The sequence below is a fragment of the Microcoleus sp. Pol12B5 genome (assembly GCF_036701335.1).
Classification (GTDB): Bacteria; Cyanobacteriota; Cyanobacteriia; order Cyanobacteriales; family Microcoleaceae; genus Microcoleus.
This window is the reverse complement of the sequence record NZ_JAUBQQ010000025.1, coordinates 52,656-69,691: the sequence shown is the minus strand read 5'-3', so window position 1 is coordinate 69,691 and position 17,036 is coordinate 52,656. Positions and strand designations below refer to the sequence as shown.

9 protein-coding genes are annotated in these 17,036 nt (G+C 46.8%); 5 read left to right on the top strand and 4 right to left on the bottom strand.

The annotated features are described in order from the left end of the window. Together hpsA and QUA24_RS13855 are read right to left on the bottom strand one after the other, a co-directional pair. Positions 1–2,318: hormogonium polysaccharide biosynthesis protein HpsA (gene hpsA, locus QUA24_RS13860; protein WP_333230389.1), on the bottom strand; the 2,318-nt coding region annotated here is incomplete at its 3' end. 377 nt (positions 2,319–2,695) lie between these two features. Further along, on the bottom strand, positions 2,696–2,980 hold the full coding sequence (locus QUA24_RS13855; RefSeq protein WP_333230388.1) for a hypothetical protein: 285 nt from the start codon (positions 2,978–2,980) through the stop codon (positions 2,696–2,698). Between QUA24_RS13855 and QUA24_RS13850 the strand changes: the two genes are divergently transcribed. Beyond that, entirely contained in the window at positions 2,979–3,743 is a 765-nt protein-coding gene (locus QUA24_RS13850; protein WP_333230387.1) for a sulfotransferase domain-containing protein, read from the top strand. The two genes, QUA24_RS13855 and QUA24_RS13850, sit on opposite strands and share 2 nt — an antisense overlap. A 65-nt stretch (positions 3,744–3,808) precedes the next feature. On the opposite strand, the gene QUA24_RS13845 is transcribed toward QUA24_RS13850, so the two are convergent. Together QUA24_RS13845 and QUA24_RS13840 are read right to left on the bottom strand one after the other, a co-directional pair. After that, complete coding sequence (locus tag QUA24_RS13845) at positions 3,809–4,942, bottom strand: succinylglutamate desuccinylase/aspartoacylase family protein (RefSeq protein WP_333230386.1); 1,134 nt, start codon at positions 4,940–4,942, stop codon at positions 3,809–3,811. A 23-nt stretch (positions 4,943–4,965) separates the two neighbouring features. Continuing rightward, on the bottom strand, positions 4,966–5,205 hold the full coding sequence (locus QUA24_RS13840) for a hypothetical protein (RefSeq protein ID WP_333230385.1): 240 nt from the start codon (positions 5,203–5,205) through the stop codon (positions 4,966–4,968). Here QUA24_RS13840 and QUA24_RS13835 point away from each other — a divergent pair. The 4 genes from QUA24_RS13835 (at position 5,195) to QUA24_RS13820 (ending at position 16,952) form a co-directional block, all read left to right on the top strand. After that, complete coding sequence (locus QUA24_RS13835; RefSeq protein WP_333230384.1) at positions 5,195–7,933, top strand: RNA helicase; 2,739 nt, start codon at positions 5,195–5,197, stop codon at positions 7,931–7,933. The genes QUA24_RS13840 and QUA24_RS13835 overlap by 11 nt on opposite strands. A gap of 450 nt (positions 7,934–8,383) precedes the next feature. Further along, on the top strand, positions 8,384–11,125 hold the full coding sequence (locus QUA24_RS13830; RefSeq protein WP_445242615.1) for a family 10 glycosylhydrolase: 2,742 nt from the start codon (positions 8,384–8,386) through the stop codon (positions 11,123–11,125). A gap of 450 nt (positions 11,126–11,575) precedes the next feature. Further along, entirely contained in the window at positions 11,576–15,520 is a 3,945-nt protein-coding gene (locus QUA24_RS13825) for a PAS domain S-box protein (RefSeq protein WP_445242614.1), read from the top strand. Between the two features lie 7 nt (positions 15,521–15,527). Further along, positions 15,528–16,952 carry a response regulator gene (locus tag QUA24_RS13820; protein ID WP_333230381.1) on the top strand — a complete coding sequence of 475 codons (1,425 nt, stop codon included), beginning with the start codon at positions 15,528–15,530 and terminating at the stop codon, positions 16,950–16,952. Positions 16,953–17,036 lie beyond the last annotated feature (84 nt).

The window sequence follows — 17,036 nt, the reverse complement described above, 5'->3', positions numbered from 1 at the left end:
GCCGGAGCCGCGGGGGCCGACGACCAAGCAGCGTTCCAGTTTCCCCAAGTTCCAGCAGCAATACCATTTACCACCACATTACTGTTGTTATACACTTGAGACCCCGGCCCCAAGGGTGACATCGGCATCGAGTCTGGCCACACTACAGGGTACTGCTCCACAGCCGGCGCCGGAGTTTCTGGGTCGTCGTAAGTATTGATAGCGGGAGGGTTTACAGTCACGGATGCTGGGCCACTTCTCAAGGTGCCAGCAACAGGATCTATCCAACTGGGCGGAGGCAGGAAAGAGTTGGTGCGATCGTACACTCCGGCGCTGGTAATTACCCGCAGACCACCAACACTGTCCAAGAAAGTTCTCGGTATTTCAGCCGCTGCTTTTTCCCAGAAACCGTCTCTGTAAGGAGGATTTGGAGCAGTTGTGGGGGGTGGTGTTTCCCCTGTACCGTTGCCGCGACCCGTTGCTCCCACGTCAGCAAGTTTGGTTCCTTGCGGTGTGCGGGTGCGAAATCGGCCTCCTCCTGTCCAGGTAGTTGTGCTGTCTACCTGTTGCTCGTCACTGACAAAGCTGGTGCCATTCCAGCGCTGTGCAGGCAAGTTGTTACCAACGACGACTCTTTCCCCCAAATTTTGTTCGTCGCTACCAGGATCTATATCAGCGGGATTTCGTGATGGTAGCTGAGCCGGACGGATCGTGAGAGTAGTCGGTCCTGCGGTACTACCTACGCCAGGTGCCGTTTCAGTAACAGGAAAGCTCCAATTATTATTACTGGGTCTCAGGCTATTCCCACTGCCTTGAATGTAAGAAGTAAGGGGTACTCCTGGAACTACTCCTCCGTTGCTTCCGAGGGGTGCTTCTGCAAAAGGAACTTTCCGCAGCCGTTCTTTAAAATAATCTTCCAGCGCTTGAGCGCGAGTCTGACTTTTGGGGGCGTCCTGCGCTTGCTGAACGGAAACCGGGTCAGTCGCACCTGTTGTATCTGCTTGCATTTGACCTTGTACCAGCGCATTTAACCGAGCGGAATAAGCGTTGTTGTTGTACAGTACCCGAAGAATGTTGTCGTTAACAGATTGATTGGTAGCATTGTTAATTGTCACCCCGTCTGAACCCGGGGGGTTTGGGTTGTTAATGCTGTGGAAAAGATCTACTGCTACGGCATTTGTAATCGCTGAGCTGGCAGTCCCGTTTACTACATTACCTCCTACAACAATTTTGCTATTTTCTCTATCGTAAAAACAAGATTGCTGGCTGCTGACTTGAAATAGTCTTATGCTTCCGGGAGCGCTCAAACCCGATACCAATAAATTGCTATTTGTAAGTATCCGCCCGTTTAGGTTTAGCGGAGGTCCGGGAGATATATCTAGATCGTCTTCATACACAACTGCATTGTTGCTGAGGGGAATGCGGCTTTGGTCTTGCTGGTATTCTAGGGCAGATATGCTGGGAGTTCCCTGGAAAGCTTGATATTGATTAGCATCCAACGCGCTCGCTGTGATATCTGTAGCGGTTATGGGTACGTTAACCGTGTAAACAAAGAAACTTTTCTGGAGCCTACCCTTTCTTCTCTCCCAGCCCGAGTCGCCCACCAAACTTGCAACTGTTCCTTCTCCTTGGGTGCAAGCTGGGTTGAGACTTCCTGTTTGCATTGGGGGTGTTCTGGCATCCAGTTCCCTTCTCGGTCTCTGCGTTTTTGGGGTGCGAAAGTATATTCCGTAAAGAGTAAAAGTGTCAAATTTGCCGTCGTTGTTCGTATCGACGGGATATCTCCAGGCAGTATTTAGCGCCTCGTTTTCCCTTGCAGGTGTGCCGATCAAAAGCCCTAATTGTGGGTCATCATTAGGGTTGGTAAGGTTTGGAGCGCCCGTAAGAGACGCTCTCAGGATCAGTCGCTTCTCGTCCCCAAAAGTATAAAAGTCATTTGTGGCATCATAAGAGGACATTATCCGGTACATTTCTGCATCGGATGGAGTCGCCGTTGGTCTTTGCGGGTCTTCCCGCAGCATATATTCAATTTTAGCTTTCGCCCGATCGAGCGCGGGAGTCGCGGCCGCCAGCACCTGCTGGTTCACGCGCACGTTACGCGCCGTATTCGCCCGATCGAACGATCGCAGGGTAATCGCCACAGTCAACAAAATCACTACCAGCAACACCATCGTCACCGTGGGCAGCACAAACCCCGCCACCGGCAGTCTCGCCCTCCGGCCCATAGCCATCAGGGTTTGTAGCATTGCTCTCATCAGCCGCTTGGCCCCGGATCTGGTAACACCAGCAATCCGCCGCAGCAGGGATACGATAATTTTGGATAATTTGCTCTTAAACATTGACGCCTTCCTGAATAATTTCAGAGATGGTATTGCAGGTAGTTACTGCTCGACAGTACAATCCCATCTTTATTGTTCCCATTTTCCGCAACTTGCATATCAGCCTCTTGCACAAATTTAAATCTGTACCTTGGCTGAAAAATAAAATCCCCAAACCTGCAACCAAAATCACCGCCCATAATATATTTTTCAGCGAATGATTTGCCCCGCACGGATTAGAACTCCCTAACTCCACTCTAATCTAGTTAAATAGAAATGTCAGTACCAAGAGCGCGAGTGAATTTGATCACCCAAAAACAGTGATCGCGATCTTATCCAACGTATTGCCCATCCCTTGCAGGCTTTGTTTGTTTAGGCTCGGTTTCAACCACCGGAATCTAGAATGTAGAGTGGGCGATCGAATTGTAATTAGGCGTATCCGTGCGCTCAAATGTAAATTGGGCGATCGAATTGTGGTAATGCCTCCAAGTGCGATCGAATTGTGGTAATCCCCCCAAGTGCGATCGAATTGTGGTAATCCCCCCAAGTGCGATCGAATTGTGGTAATGCCTCCAAGTGCGATCAAATTTTCGTTTGCCCCTCCGGCGGAGTATCGGTACAAATGCCAAATCCGAAACACTGTCAGTACAATTGCAAAATATAAACCTACCATCCCCACCCATGAAACAACCCCCCAAACCCCCCGACTTCATCATCATCGGTGCCCAAAAAGGCGGCACAACATCCCTGTACAATTACTTAATCCAACATCCCCAAATCGCCCCCGCCGCCCAAAAAGAAATCCATTACTTCGACTTAAAATTCGACAAAAGCCCAGACTGGTACTATGCCCAATTTCCCCAGCCCCAAACAGGCGAAAATCTAGTAACCGGAGAAGCCAGCCCCTACTACATCTGTCACCCCCAAGTTCCCCAGCGAATTTATGATTTATGTCCGAAAGTTAAAATAATCGCCCTGCTGAGAAACCCAGTAGAACGCGCAATCTCCCACTATTATTACTATATCAAAATAGGCTACGAATCCCTATCATTAGAAAGTGCGATCGCCGCCGAGCCCGCAAGACTCAAAGGCGAAATAGAAAAACTAATAGCCAACCCAAACTACTACAGTTACGAACACCAACACCACAGCTATCTAACCCGCGGCATTTACGCCGATCAACTCCCAGCCTGGATAAAACTTTTTCCCAAATCACAACTTTTAATCCTCAAAAGCGAAGACTTGTATACCAATCCCTTCGGCACATACAACAGCGTCTTAGAATTTCTAGAATTGCCGCCGCACCAACTACAAACCTACGAAAAATACAACGCCACCCAATATCCCCCCATCAGCGAGACAGTATACGAGCAATTGAGAGCATATTTTCGATCGCACAACCAAAGACTAGCTCAATTGTGCGATCGAGACTTCGGCTGGCACTAATCTTGAGTGGGAGGGGGCGAGCATTCTTGGCACCGCCCCTACAAAATCGCGGTTTCTTAGTATTCTCAATCTGCCATCACCGACAACACATACTCTCCTTGATTTACTGACTGATTGGTCGAAACATCAAAAATGAAAACATTCGACTCAGCACAAACATCAACCAAACTCGGAAATTCCCCATTCTTATTAAAGCTGAGAATTTGATAAAGTCGATCGCCCTTTTTGACAGAACTCCCCAATTCCACTCGATTTTGAATCATCCCGCCCGCCGGCGCGTAGTATTTGAACACCGAATTCTTGGGGGTGAAAATAACTTGATGCGCCGCAGTTTCCGGGAGAGGAAATCCATCTATTTTCAATAAACCCTTACTTGCTAAGTAATTTTTGATGCCCCGCAAGCCATTAGCCACCGAACCGGGATTCATTTCCATCCCCGAACCTAATTCTAAGGTCCAAGCTTCCACATCAAATTGGATCGCACTTCCCAACTGGGCCAAAACCTTCTCCAAAGCCAGCCAAGGCTTGAGAAACGCCTCGTCAAAAGCATCGCCGTCGTAATCATTCATCAAAATTGCGCGATCGAGCAAAAAAGCTTTCGCACTCTCCTCGCGGGAATTAAAACAGTAAAGATAATCTAAACTTTGATTCGTAGAACTGTGCAAATCCAGCACATAATCCGCATCCAAACACAAAGATTGTAGCTGATATCGGTAAAGTTCGCTGTAGGGGCGGCAACTAGGAGCGTTAATTTTTGCCAACTCTTTCGCAAAACTCAAAGCAATCGCTTTTCTGTAATTAACTTTAACAGTATCGGCATCAAGATGGATCTGAGACTTAGCAAAACCCAGAATATCTTCCCCTTGTTTTTCAAAATCCCAAAAAATCCGGTTCCAATTTACCCCATCATAAAGATTGTAGCGACCAGGAGAAAAATGATGCGATCGCTGACTTACACCCACAGGATTGCAAACAGGAACCAGCCAAATTTCCCCGCTTAACTGACTGCTGTCCAAAGACATTAAAAACTCAATTAATTGGTGAATCACAGCATTACCGCTAATCTCAGCGCCGTGGAGGTTAGATTGCAGATAAGCTTTTTTGCCCGGAATCGCACCTTGGAACTGATAGACTTGCAGTGAAAGCCGATCGCCCGAAGCAAGCTGCACCACAGGAATAGTCGAAATAACTGGAATCATAGAGAAGGAAGTTCGGCAACGGATTATGTAACGGATGTAACGGATGTCAGGAAGAGGGAAGAAGGAAGAGAGAAGAGGAAAGAAGGCACAATTTTTTTTCTTTCTTCTGCCAACTGCCAACTGCCAACTGCCAACAGACTTATTCCTTCATAGCCGATTTGGTGGCGAAGGTTTAAAATCAGTACAGTCCTCTGCTGATTTGCTTGTAGCAAGATTTCAGCATACTTACCCTGCAACCTTATAATAATTCTTGTGCCAGACACTGCCCAGAACCGCCCAGAGCTGGATCTGAAGACCATATTTCCCTTCGAGCTAGATGACTTTCAGAGAGAGGCGATCGCCGCCCTCGATGCAGGTAAATCCGTTGTCGTGTGCGCTCCCACAGGCTCTGGGAAAACGTTAATCGGGGAATACGCCATCCATCAAGCACTCTCCAGAGGGCGGCGCGTCTTCTACACCACTCCTCTCAAAGCTTTGTCTAACCAAAAGCTGCGCGACTTCCGCAGTCAATTTGGAGACGACAGCGTAGGTTTGCTGACGGGCGACATCTCCGTCAATCGAGATGCGCCGATTTTGGTGATGACTACCGAAATATTTCGGAATATGCTCTACGGTACGCCGATCGGAGAAGTCGGTACTTCCCTCACCGGAGTCGAAACCGTGGTGCTCGACGAGTGTCACTACATGAACGATCGCCAGCGTGGTACCGTCTGGGAAGAATCGATCATCTACTGTTCGAGCGAAATTCAACTGCTCGCCCTCTCAGCAACCGTTGCCAATAGCGACCAACTCACAGACTGGATTAACAAAGTCCACGGGCCCACAGAACTCGTCTACTCAGACTTTCGGCCAGTACCGCTGCAATTCCACTTCGCCAACCAAAAAGGGATATTTCCCCTACTAGACGAGACCGGCAAAAGAGCGAATGTCCGGTTAGTCCCCAAAAAGAAGGGGCAAAAAGTAGAAAGAGGCAGCATCCCCACTCCGAGTTTGACCGATGTTTTGGCTCGGTTGGACGATCGAGATATGTTACCAGCAATTTACTTCATCTTCAGCCGTCGCGGGTGCGACCAAGCAGTCGCAGAAGTCGGCAATTTCTCCCTAGTTAACGAAGCCGAAACAGCCGAACTCAAACGCATCATTGACGATTTTTTACAGCGAAACCCAGAAGCAGAACGCTTCGGTCAAAAAGAAGCACTTTTAAAAGGCATCGCCGCCCACCACGCAGGCATTTTGCCAGCCTGGAAAGGTTTAGTAGAAGAACTCTTTGGGAGAGGTTTGATCAAAGTCGTATTTGCCACCGAAACCCTAGCCGCCGGGATTAATATGCCCGCCCGCACCACAGTCATTTCCACCCTGTCCAAGCGCACGGACAAGGGACACCGACTGCTAAACGCTTCAGAATTCCTGCAAATGGCCGGTCGGGCGGGTCGGCGGGGCATGGACAAGCTGGGGCACGTGGTTGCAGTTCAGACGCGCTTTGAAGGCGCAAAAGAAGCCTCGTATTTGGCAACAGCCAAAGCCGACCCCCTCGCCAGTCAGTTTACTCCCAGCTACGGCATGGTGCTGAATTTGCTGCAAACTCACACTCTCGACGAAGCTCAAGAGTTGGTAGAGCGGAGTTTCGGTCAATACCTTTCTACCTTGTACTTGCAGCCGCAGCAAGAAGAATTAGACGGATTGCAAGCAGAATTGGCGGTGCTTGAACAGTCCCTGGCAGCGGGAGGAAATGTTTCCACCCTGGAAAAAGAGCTCGCTCATTACGAAAAATTGCAGGGAAGACTCAAAGAAGACAAACGTTTGCTGAAAACTCTATTGCAGCAAGCTGAAGAAGCCAGATTTAAGGAGATGTCCGTAGCTGTGGCTTTTGCAGTGCTCGGAACGGTTCTGAGTCTCAAAGGTAAACACGTTCCGACAGCCAAACGATCGCACACAACTCCTGTACCCGCCGTATTGGTTGCCAAAATCGCAGGTTCTGGCCAAGCACCAAATTTGGTGTGCTTGGGGAAAGATAACCGTTGGTATGTCGTCGCGATTAGCGATGTCGCTACCTTGCACGCCGAATTACCTCGCTTGAGCGTTGCAGATACCTTGAACCCGCCGTCGGAAATGCCCCTGAGACTCGGCCAGTGCCGCTTGGCAAATGAAGAAACTGCTGCAATTGCTGCATCGATCCCACAATTGCCGACACCGGAACCGAGCCCAGAGGCGATCGAGCAACAGCAGAAAATCGCAGCCGTAGAAGCTAAGCTAGAAATTCACCCGGTTCTACAATGGGGGAATCCCGGTACTTTGCTCAAACGCCAGCGCCGCCGGGAAGAATTGAAAAAAGAAATCCGCAAAAGCGAACAAGAGTTAGAAAAGCAACGAGCTCGCTACTGGGAGCAATTTCTCAACTTAATCGATATCTTGCTGAATTTCGGCTGCTTGGAAAGAGTAGTTTCGGCACATGGGAACCGAGATGACTCCTCTGACAGGTTGGTGCCCACAATCTTGGGCCAAGCTTGCGCCGCCATTCGTGGCGATAACGAACTGTGGCTGGGTTTGTCCCTGATGTCTGCCGAGTTTGACGAACTCGACCCCCACCACCTCGCTGCTGCTTGTGCCGCCTTAGTTACAGAAGTTTCCAGGCCCGACAGTTGGACTCACTACTCGCTGTCGCCGGAAGTTTTGGCACCTTTGGACAATCTGCAAAAAGGCTTGCGTCGCCGATTGTTTCAAGTGCAGTACCGTCATGAAGCTGCAATCCCGATTTGGCTGGAACGGGATTTAGTGACTTTGGTCGAACAGTGGGCTCTGGGCGTTGAATGGCTGGAACTGATAAGCCATACGAGTTTGGATGAAGGGGATGTGGTGCGGATTTTGCGCCGGACTTTGGATTTCTTGTCTCAGATTCCTCATGTTCCTCATGTTTCCGATTCTTTGCGGAGGAATGCTTGTCGGGCGATGCAGTTAATCGATAGATTCCCGGTGAATGAAGCTGCAACTTAGAAAATTGTTGACAGTTGACTGTTGACAGTTGACAGTTGGCTGTTGGCTGTTGACAGTTGACAGTTGACAGTTCGGACATTTGGACATTTGAACAATACCGATGCAACCGCAAACGATATTAGATTAAAATCTGCGTGCATTTGGATTGAAAAACCCAAAATACAATTTAGATGCCGGACAGCTTACAGTCAACAGTCAACAGTCAACAGTCAACAGTAAGCTGTCAACTGTCAACTGTCATGAGGAATAGATCCAAAATCTAAAATCCAAAATCTAAAATCTAAAATCTAAAATCGATCGATCGCACTTTTTCCTGATTCAGGTTGCAGGGCAGGATAGAAAATTGTATGGTGCGGATCGATCGATCTTAATTGTTATTGAAATTTTCCGAAACGGTGCGCTGGGTAATTCTTTTATTTTATGATGCAACAAATCAAAAAACCCGATCAAATGCCTGATGCCTGCTCTCAGGCTCAAAAAATTCGCTTTTTCACTTTCTTGCAAAAAGTCTTAATTGGAACTATAGCGAGTACATTACTCAATCTCTTCATCCTATTTCCCTCTCCGAGTTTCGCAGAAGTAGTTCTGGGCGTTGTTCGCAGTTCCGAGAATTCTCCCGACTGGGTAAAGATTACCACGCGCCTCTGGGAAAGCGGCATTGCTTACAAACCAATCAATCTCGAAGAAATCAAAAGTACGGCGGATTTAACAGGCGTTAACGTGCTGTTTTTACCCAACATTGAAACTTTGACTCCGGCACAAATTAAAGTTTTAGAAGCTTGGGCCTCCCAGGGTGGCCGCTTGATTGCTTCGGGCCCCGTCGGCCGCAGTTCCCCTGCCTTGGTGCGCCAATCTTTGCGATCGCTCCTTGGGGCCTATTGGGCTTTTCCGTTAACCCAGCCAGCGACGCCACAACCACGCAGCCGCTGTCGGGATCTCGCCTGCACCGCTTCTAGCAATTGGATACCCGCTGTCCAACAAAATACCTCAGTCCAAGGCGGTGTCTTGATTCCGGCTGATGCGAACAGTCAAACTATTGCTACTTGGAAAGATAGTTCCGGTTCCTCAGCAGCCATCGCCACGGATCGCGCTACCTATCTCGGCTGGCGCTGGGGTAGCGACGGTTCGGCAAATGTAGATAAGGCTTGGCTGCAAGCCTCGATCGCCCGCTGGGGAGGCACCATCGCTTCTGGGCCTGTAGCGCCGCCCACTGCGGTCGCGACCCCACTGCCAACTCCCCCCTCCAGAGTCACTAGAAACAGCCCTAGTTTGCCACGTACTACCCCGCTGAGCCGACTTTCTCCCTCTGGCTCGCTTCCCGATCCAGTACCTGCAACTTTTACAGACCCTTCGGATCAGTCGGCACCGGCGGGTTTGGACGTGCAGCCAAATTCTAATAAGCCGATCGTCAGCATTGAAGCGTACTTGATGCGCCAAGAACTCACTAACCTCCTCGGCCGGTTTGAAAGCGCCCTGACAGCATCTAATTCAGCGAATACCGCCATCAATCTCAATGCTGCTACCTCCCCTCAACTGGTGGCTGCAGAACAGGGCGGAGGCGGCCCCACAACCAACCGCCCCCCTGTTCTGCAAGCGATCAGGGTGCGGGCGATCGCCCAAGCGCGGCAGGTTTTGCAAACTTTCGACCAACTCCTGCAACAGCAAAACTACGCGGAGGCGAGATCGCAGTGGGTGGAAGCGCGGCAGTTGCTGTGGGAAAATTACCCGAAGGAAGGACAGCGGGTTGGGGCGGAAATTCGGGCGGTTTGGCTCGATCGCGGGACGATCGTCGCAGCGCGTTCAGAACAGGGTTTGGCCGCAGTGTTCGATCGACTCGCCGCCGCCGGGATCAATACCGTTTTCTTTGAAACTTTGAATGCCGGATATACGATCTATCCCAGTCAAGTTGCACCGCAACAAAATCCCCTGACTGTTGGCTGGGATCCCCTGGCATCTGCGGTTAAATTAGCTCACGATCGAGGCATGGAACTGCACGCTTGGGTTTGGGTTTTTGCCACAGGAAATAAGCGCCACAATACTTTAATTGGCCAGCCTAGCTCTTATCCAGGCCCGGTACTTTCCGCCCATCCACAGTGGGCAAATATTGACAATAAAGGACGCACGCAAAATCCTAACGATGGTAAATTTTATCTCGATCCTGCGAACCCGGAAGCGCGGAATTATTTGCTACAAATAGTCAACGAAATTGCCAATAACTACAAAGTAGATGGGGTGCAATTAGACTATATTCGCTATCCTTTTCAAGATGACAATGCGAATTTTACTTACGGTTATGGTATTGCTGCGAGGCAGCAATTCAGGCAGTTGACTGGTGCAGATCCCGTGAATATTTCCCCCAGGAACGGCAGTTTGTGGCGGCAGTGGGTTGAGTTTAAAACTAATCAAATTAATAGTTTTGTAGCTGAAGTTTCTCAGCTTTTGCGGCAGAATTATCCGCGCACAATTCTGTCGGTGGCAGTGTTTCCGCACCCAGAAAGTCAGCGGATTTACAAAATTCAGCAAAATTGGGAAGTTTGGGCTCGTCAGGGCATTGTAGATTTGATTGTGCCGATGACTTATGCTTTGGATACGAACCGACTTCAGCGCATCACCGAACCGCTGGTAAATGAACAAATTCTGGGTTCGGCTTTGATTTCTCCGTCGGTTAAGTTGTTGACTCTCCCGGAAGTTGTGGCGATCGACCAAATCCAAGCTTTGCGCGATTTGCCGACAGGGGGCTATGCTATTTTTGCGGTGGAAAGTATCAGCAGCGGGATGCAGGGGTTTTTTAACCGCACTCAAGGCACCCCAGTGCGCTCCACTTCTGCTGCGGAGCCGATTCCTTACCGACAGCCGTTTGCGGCGGCGGCTTCGCGGTATACTGCTCTCAAGCAGGAATGGAGTTTTTTATTGGCTAACAATCAGTTGCGGGTGTCAGAATCTGAACTGAAAGTTTTGCAAAGTCGAGCGGATGAATTGGCGCAATCTTTGAGCAAGTTGGCGGCAAATCCTTCTACCGAAAGTTTAGCAACTACTAAAAGATTGTTAAGGAGTTTTCAATCTCAATTTCAATCTTCGATGCGCTTGCATTCTGCGGAAAATAGCTATCAGGTGCAAACTTGGCAAAATCGTTTGGAGAGTTTGGATATGCTTTTACGCTACGGCGAAAGGATGGAGTTGAATCGCAGATAAATACAGATTTTTTGGGTGTGTGCTTGTTAGCTACTGTTTGTTCAAACTGAGATGTTGCACCATTCTCAATAACCCTTCCCTGGGCGGGCAGGATGCCCACGCCACAAGAAAATGTACTTGTTGTGGAACAGGGATCTTGCCTGTTCCACAATAAAATTCATCTCTTGTGGAACAGGCCGAAAAGCCTGTTCCTAAATAAGTAATTGAGAATGGTGCAATAGATCAGATGATTTCGACTTAGGTCGATCGCGCCCAATGATCTGTATCAATAGTTACGAAAAAACTCTGAGTAGAAATACGCTATTTTGATATGAATTGATCGACGGTACTGTCGTCAGTAAACTACAGCATAAGGAGAAAAGGAAGGGCAAAGGGAACATAATTTACACTTAAAACTCCCAACAATTACCAATGCCCAATTCCCAATGCCCAATTCCTCTGAGGATGAATATGTTTCCTAAGCCCCTCAATCGTTTGGCTACAAAAATTATCGGCAAAGTTCCATTACAAACGGTGCTTGTGGTTCCTTTTTTAGTGCAAATTGTCGGCACGGTAGGACTTGTAGGTTGGCTATCTTTCCAAAACGGTCAGCGAGCAGTCAACGATGTTGCCGCTCAGTTGCGGGGAGAAATTAGCGATCGCATCAAAGACCGCATGGAACATTATATGTCAATTCCCCACATTGTCAATCACCTGAACGTTCAAGGCATAAAACTGGGGCAGTTGAACCTAGAAGACAAGCAAAAACTAGAACATCATTTCCTCGAACAAATTCAATATTTTGATTCTATCAGCATCATTTACACAGGCAAAGAAAATGGAGAACACTCTGGAGCAATTCGCACTAAAGATGGGATTTTGATATCGGCTGCTGACAGCTCTACTGGCAATAAATTAGCTCGATATACTGCCGACTCTCAGGGAAATCGCGTTCAATCAGTGCAAATTTCACCCAATATTTACGACCCGCGAACTCGTCCTTGGTACCTAGCTGCCGCTGCCGCAAAAAAACATATTTGGACTCCAATTTATACAGATTTTTTGACCAGGGAACTGGCAATTACTGCTGCTTTGCCTATCTACGACGATGCTGGCAAATTGTTAGGAGTAGCTGGCAGCGATTTGCTCTTTTCCAGAATCAAAGAATTTCTGGTTAGCCTCAAAATTGGCAAATCAGGACAAACTTTTGTCATGGAGCGATCGGGGATGTTAATTGCCACTTCAACGGCGAGTCCAGAATTCGTGGTGGAAGGTAAAGAAACAAGGCGCATTAAAGCTTCAGAAAGCGAGAATCGGGTAATTAGCCAAACTGCACAATATTTAGATAAATCCTACGATAGCTTAGCTAAAATCAATAATTCTCAACAACTTACTTTTGATGTTGATGGCAAGCGAAATTTTATTCAGGTAGCTCCTTTTAAAGACGATCGAGGGTTGGATTGGCTGATTGTAGTAGTTGTGCCAGAATCGGACTTTATGGAACAAATTAACGCCAATACGCGCACGACTTTTTTGCTGTCGGTTGCAGCTTTGATTGGGGCGACAATTCTGGGAATTCTTACTGCTAAATGGGTGGTGCAGCCGATTTTAAGATTGAATGCGGCGGCGAAAGCTTTGGCGCGGAATGAATGGGATACAAAGCTCATTCTGAATCGTCAAGATGAACTCGGAGAACTTGCCACTGCTTTTAACAGCATGGCCGAGCAATTACAGCATTCATTTACTTCTCTTTCGGAAAGCGAAAACCGAGTAAAACAATTTTTTAATGCAGTACCGCTAGGGATTTTTATTGCAGAGCCGAACGGTCAACCTCACTACATTAATCCTACTGGAAAGCAACTTTTATCTCAAGGAATTGTACCAGCAAATTCCGAAACTTTACGTCAATCCTACCGAGTTTATTTAGCTGGTACTGAGAAAATTTACCCGGCGGAACGCGACCCAATTTTAAATGCTTTGCAGGGTAAAAGTGTAACTGTTGATGACATTGAAATCTTCTCGACTGACAAAACTGTTCCCCTGCAAGTTTGGGGAACTCCTATTTATGACGCTCAAGGAAATGTTATCTACGGGATGTGCGCTTTTCAAGATATTACAGAACGCAAACTAGCCGAGAAAGTATTAAAAGAATACAACGACAATTTAGCCGTGCAAGTTGCAGAACGTACCGCCGATCTTGCCAAGGCAAAAGAAAAGTTTTCTAAAGCTTTTCGTTTAAGTCCTAATGCAATTACCCTGACTAGAATCAGCGATGGTCGCCACATAGAAGCCAATGAGAGCTTTTGTCGGATGATGGGGTACAGTCATGAAGAAATTATTGGAAAAACAGCGGTACAGCTCAATTTTTGGGCGAGTTTGGGAGAGCGCGACCGCATGATTCAAATGTTAAAAAATAAGACGGCTCTTCACAATTATGAACTGAGGTTTCGCAATAAAAATGGTACAGAAAGAACGGCACTGCTGTCGATAGAAACCATCGATATTGACGGAGAAGCTTGTTTTTTGTCGATTTCTAGCGATATTACCGAGCGCCAAAAAGCAGAAACTGCCCTCCGGGAAGCAGAAGAAAAGTACCGTAACATTTATGAAAATGCTTTGAATGGAATTTTTCAAACTGCTATTGACGGGAAATATATCAGCGCTAACCCCGCTTTAGCTAACATCTACGGTTACGACTCGCCTGCGGAATTAATAGCAGCACAGCCGAATTTCTATAACCAGCTTTACGTGAAACCGAACCGCCGCGACGAATTTGCAGCGCTGATGAACGAGTACGGGATACTATCAAACTTTGAATCGGAAATCTACCGCAAAGATGGCAGCATAATCTGGATTTCGGAAAATTGTCGCGCTGCCTGCGATCAAGCAGGAAATCTGCTTTACTATGAAGGTTTTATTAAAGACATTACTGATAACAAACAAGCGGAAATCAAACTGCAGCAGGCGAAAGAAGCGGCCGAAGCAGCAAACAAAGCGAAGAGTACGTTTCTCGCTAATATGAGTCACGAATTGCGATCGCCCCTGAACGCGGTTATAGGCTTTGCTCAAGTCATGCTTCGCAGTAAAACGTTGTCTCAAGAAAATCAAGAAGATGTTGGAATTATTCTGCGGAGTGGTGAACATTTACTGGCTTTAATTAACCAAGTTTTAGACTTGTCAAAAATCGAAGCCGGACGCACGACGATTAATGAAAAAAACTTCGATTTGTACCAACTAATCGACGATTTAGAAGATATGTTTGCTCTTAAAGCTGAGCAAAAAGGTTTGCAGTTAATCTTCGACAGAGACGCCGAAGTTCCCCATTACATTTGTACTGATGAAGTTAAATTGCGGCAAGTCTTAATTAATTTGCTCAATAATGCAATTAAATTTACTTCAGAAGGGGGAGTGTCGGTGCAAGTCAAAGGGGGAAAGCGGAATATACATAAAAAAAGCACTGACCAATTACCCGGCCGCTACTGGCTGCATTTTGAAGTTCAAGATACTGGTGCAGGCATTGCTGCTGAGGAAATCCATCAGTTGTTTGAAGCATTCGTGCAGACGAAAACAGGTAAAGATTCTCAGGAAGGAACGGGTTTAGGTTTAGCTATTAGCCGCCAGTTCGTGCAATTAATGGGAGGTGAAATTACTGTTAGTAGCGAGATCGGAAAGGGGGCAGTATTTCAGTTTGACATCCAAGTTCATCTGGTTGAAGCTAGTGATATTGAAAGCAAAAAAACTCAACGTCGAGTTGTTGCCCTCGAACCGAATCAACCGAGTTATCGCTTGCTAATCGTGGATGACAAACCTTTGAACCGCCAACTGTTAGTAAAACTTCTCAGTCCACTCGGATTTGAGTTGAGAGAAGCGAATAACGGTAAAGAAGCGGTTGATATTTTTATGGAGTGGGAACCGCATCTGATTTGGATGGACATGAGAATGCCTGTCATGGACGGCTATGAGGCAACGAAACAGATTAAAACTACAACTGGCGGGCAAGCAACGGCGATTGTGGCCCTAACTGCTAGCGTTTTGGAGGAAGAACGGGCGGTGATTCTTTCGGCGGGTTGTGATGATTTTATGCGGAAACCGTTTCGAGAGGAGGATATCTTTGTGGCAATGGGAAAACATTTAGGAGTACGCTATATTTATGAAGATCCAACCGCAGTAAGTACCGCAGGTGTAGAGGAGTCAAGTCAGGAGGTGCTGACACCGGAGGCTTTCGCCTCTCTTTCTCCAGACTGGATGGCCCAATTCAAGCAAAGTATTTTGAGTGTAGACATGGAGGCGATCGCAACTTCGATCGCACAAACCGGCACTGTCAATCCCTCTCTTGCGGGCAAGCTTCAAGATTGCATTAATAATTTTGAATATGACAGAATTTTGAACATAATCGAACTCAGCGAGAAACAGTAAATACCCGATGACTTCAACTTCACCTAAAACCAATCGAGCTAATATTTTAGTTGTGGATGATACGCCAGAAAACCTGCGGTTGCTGGCAGGAATTTTGAGCGAAAAAGGCTATCAAGTTCGCCCGGTTCCCAATGGCAAACTAGCATTGTCTGCATCTCAAAAAATACCCCCGGATCTAGTGCTGCTGGATATTATGATGCCGGAAATGGACGGCTATCAAGTTTGCCAGCAACTCAAAGATTCTGAAATAACTAAAGACATTCCTGTTATTTTTATTAGTGCGATCAATGACGTGCTGGATAAAGTTAAAGCTTTTGCAGTTGGCGGAGTTGACTTTATTACTAAACCGTTTCAGGTTGAAGAAGTTTTAGCCCGGATAGAAACTCATTTAAAAATTTGTTCACTGCAACAAACTTTGCAAGAAAAAAATCAAGATTTAGCAACGGCACTGCACCAACTGCAAGCCACTCAAGAGCATTTGATTCAATCGGAAAAAATGGCAGCCCTGGGACAACTGATTGCCGGCATTGCCCACGAAATTAATACGCCTCTGGGCATTATAGGTTCCTCTATTAATAATATAGCTAATTTTTCCGACGAGTTTTTAGAAAAATTTCCTGAAATTTATCAACAACTTTCGGAGGAAAGCAAAGCTTATTTTTTAGCTTTAATGTACAGAGCAACCCATCAAGAAGTTTTATTTACAAGCAGAGAGAAACGGAAATTTAAGCAGCAGTTGACGGGGAATTTGATTGCAGAATATGTTGACAACCCGGAGGAAATTGCGGATACTTTAGTAGACATGGGAATCTACGAAAACATAGAAGATATCTTGCCACTTTTTAAATCACCGGATTGGGAAGTAGTTTTAAATAGTGCTTACCAGTTTGCGAGCTTTAAAAAAAGTATTAGCCTGATCCAAAGAGCGACAGCGAAGTCGGGGAAAGTAGTATTTGCCTTAAAAACCTACGCTCATTTTGATAGCCAACCAGAAAAAGTCCAGGCGAACTTGCACGATGGCATTGAAACGGTGTTAACTCTTTATCAAAATCAACTGAAACACGGTATAGAAGTAGTTAAAGATTATGGAGATTTACCAGACATTATGTGCTATCCCGATGACTTAAATCAAGTTTGGACGAATCTTGTTCATAATGCCTTGCAAGCAATGGATTATAAAGGTATTTTAACTATTGAAACTCGGCAGCAAGAGGCAACTATTTTCCTCAAGTTTACTGATAACGGCAAAGGTATTCCCTCAGAAGTTATTTCCAAAATTTTTCAGCCGTTTTTTACAACTAAATCTGCAGGCGAAGGTAGCGGTTTGGGATTGGATATTGTAAGAAAAATTGTGGAAAAACACCAAGGCACAATTGCTGTAGATTCTGTACCGGGGCAGACAACTTTTACAGTCTCGCTGCCAATTTATTAAACAAAACTTACTTGCAGGGGGCTAATTCGCGGTGGCAGTCATCGCTGTCTCGCTGACAAACACAAGATTTATTACAAGAGACCG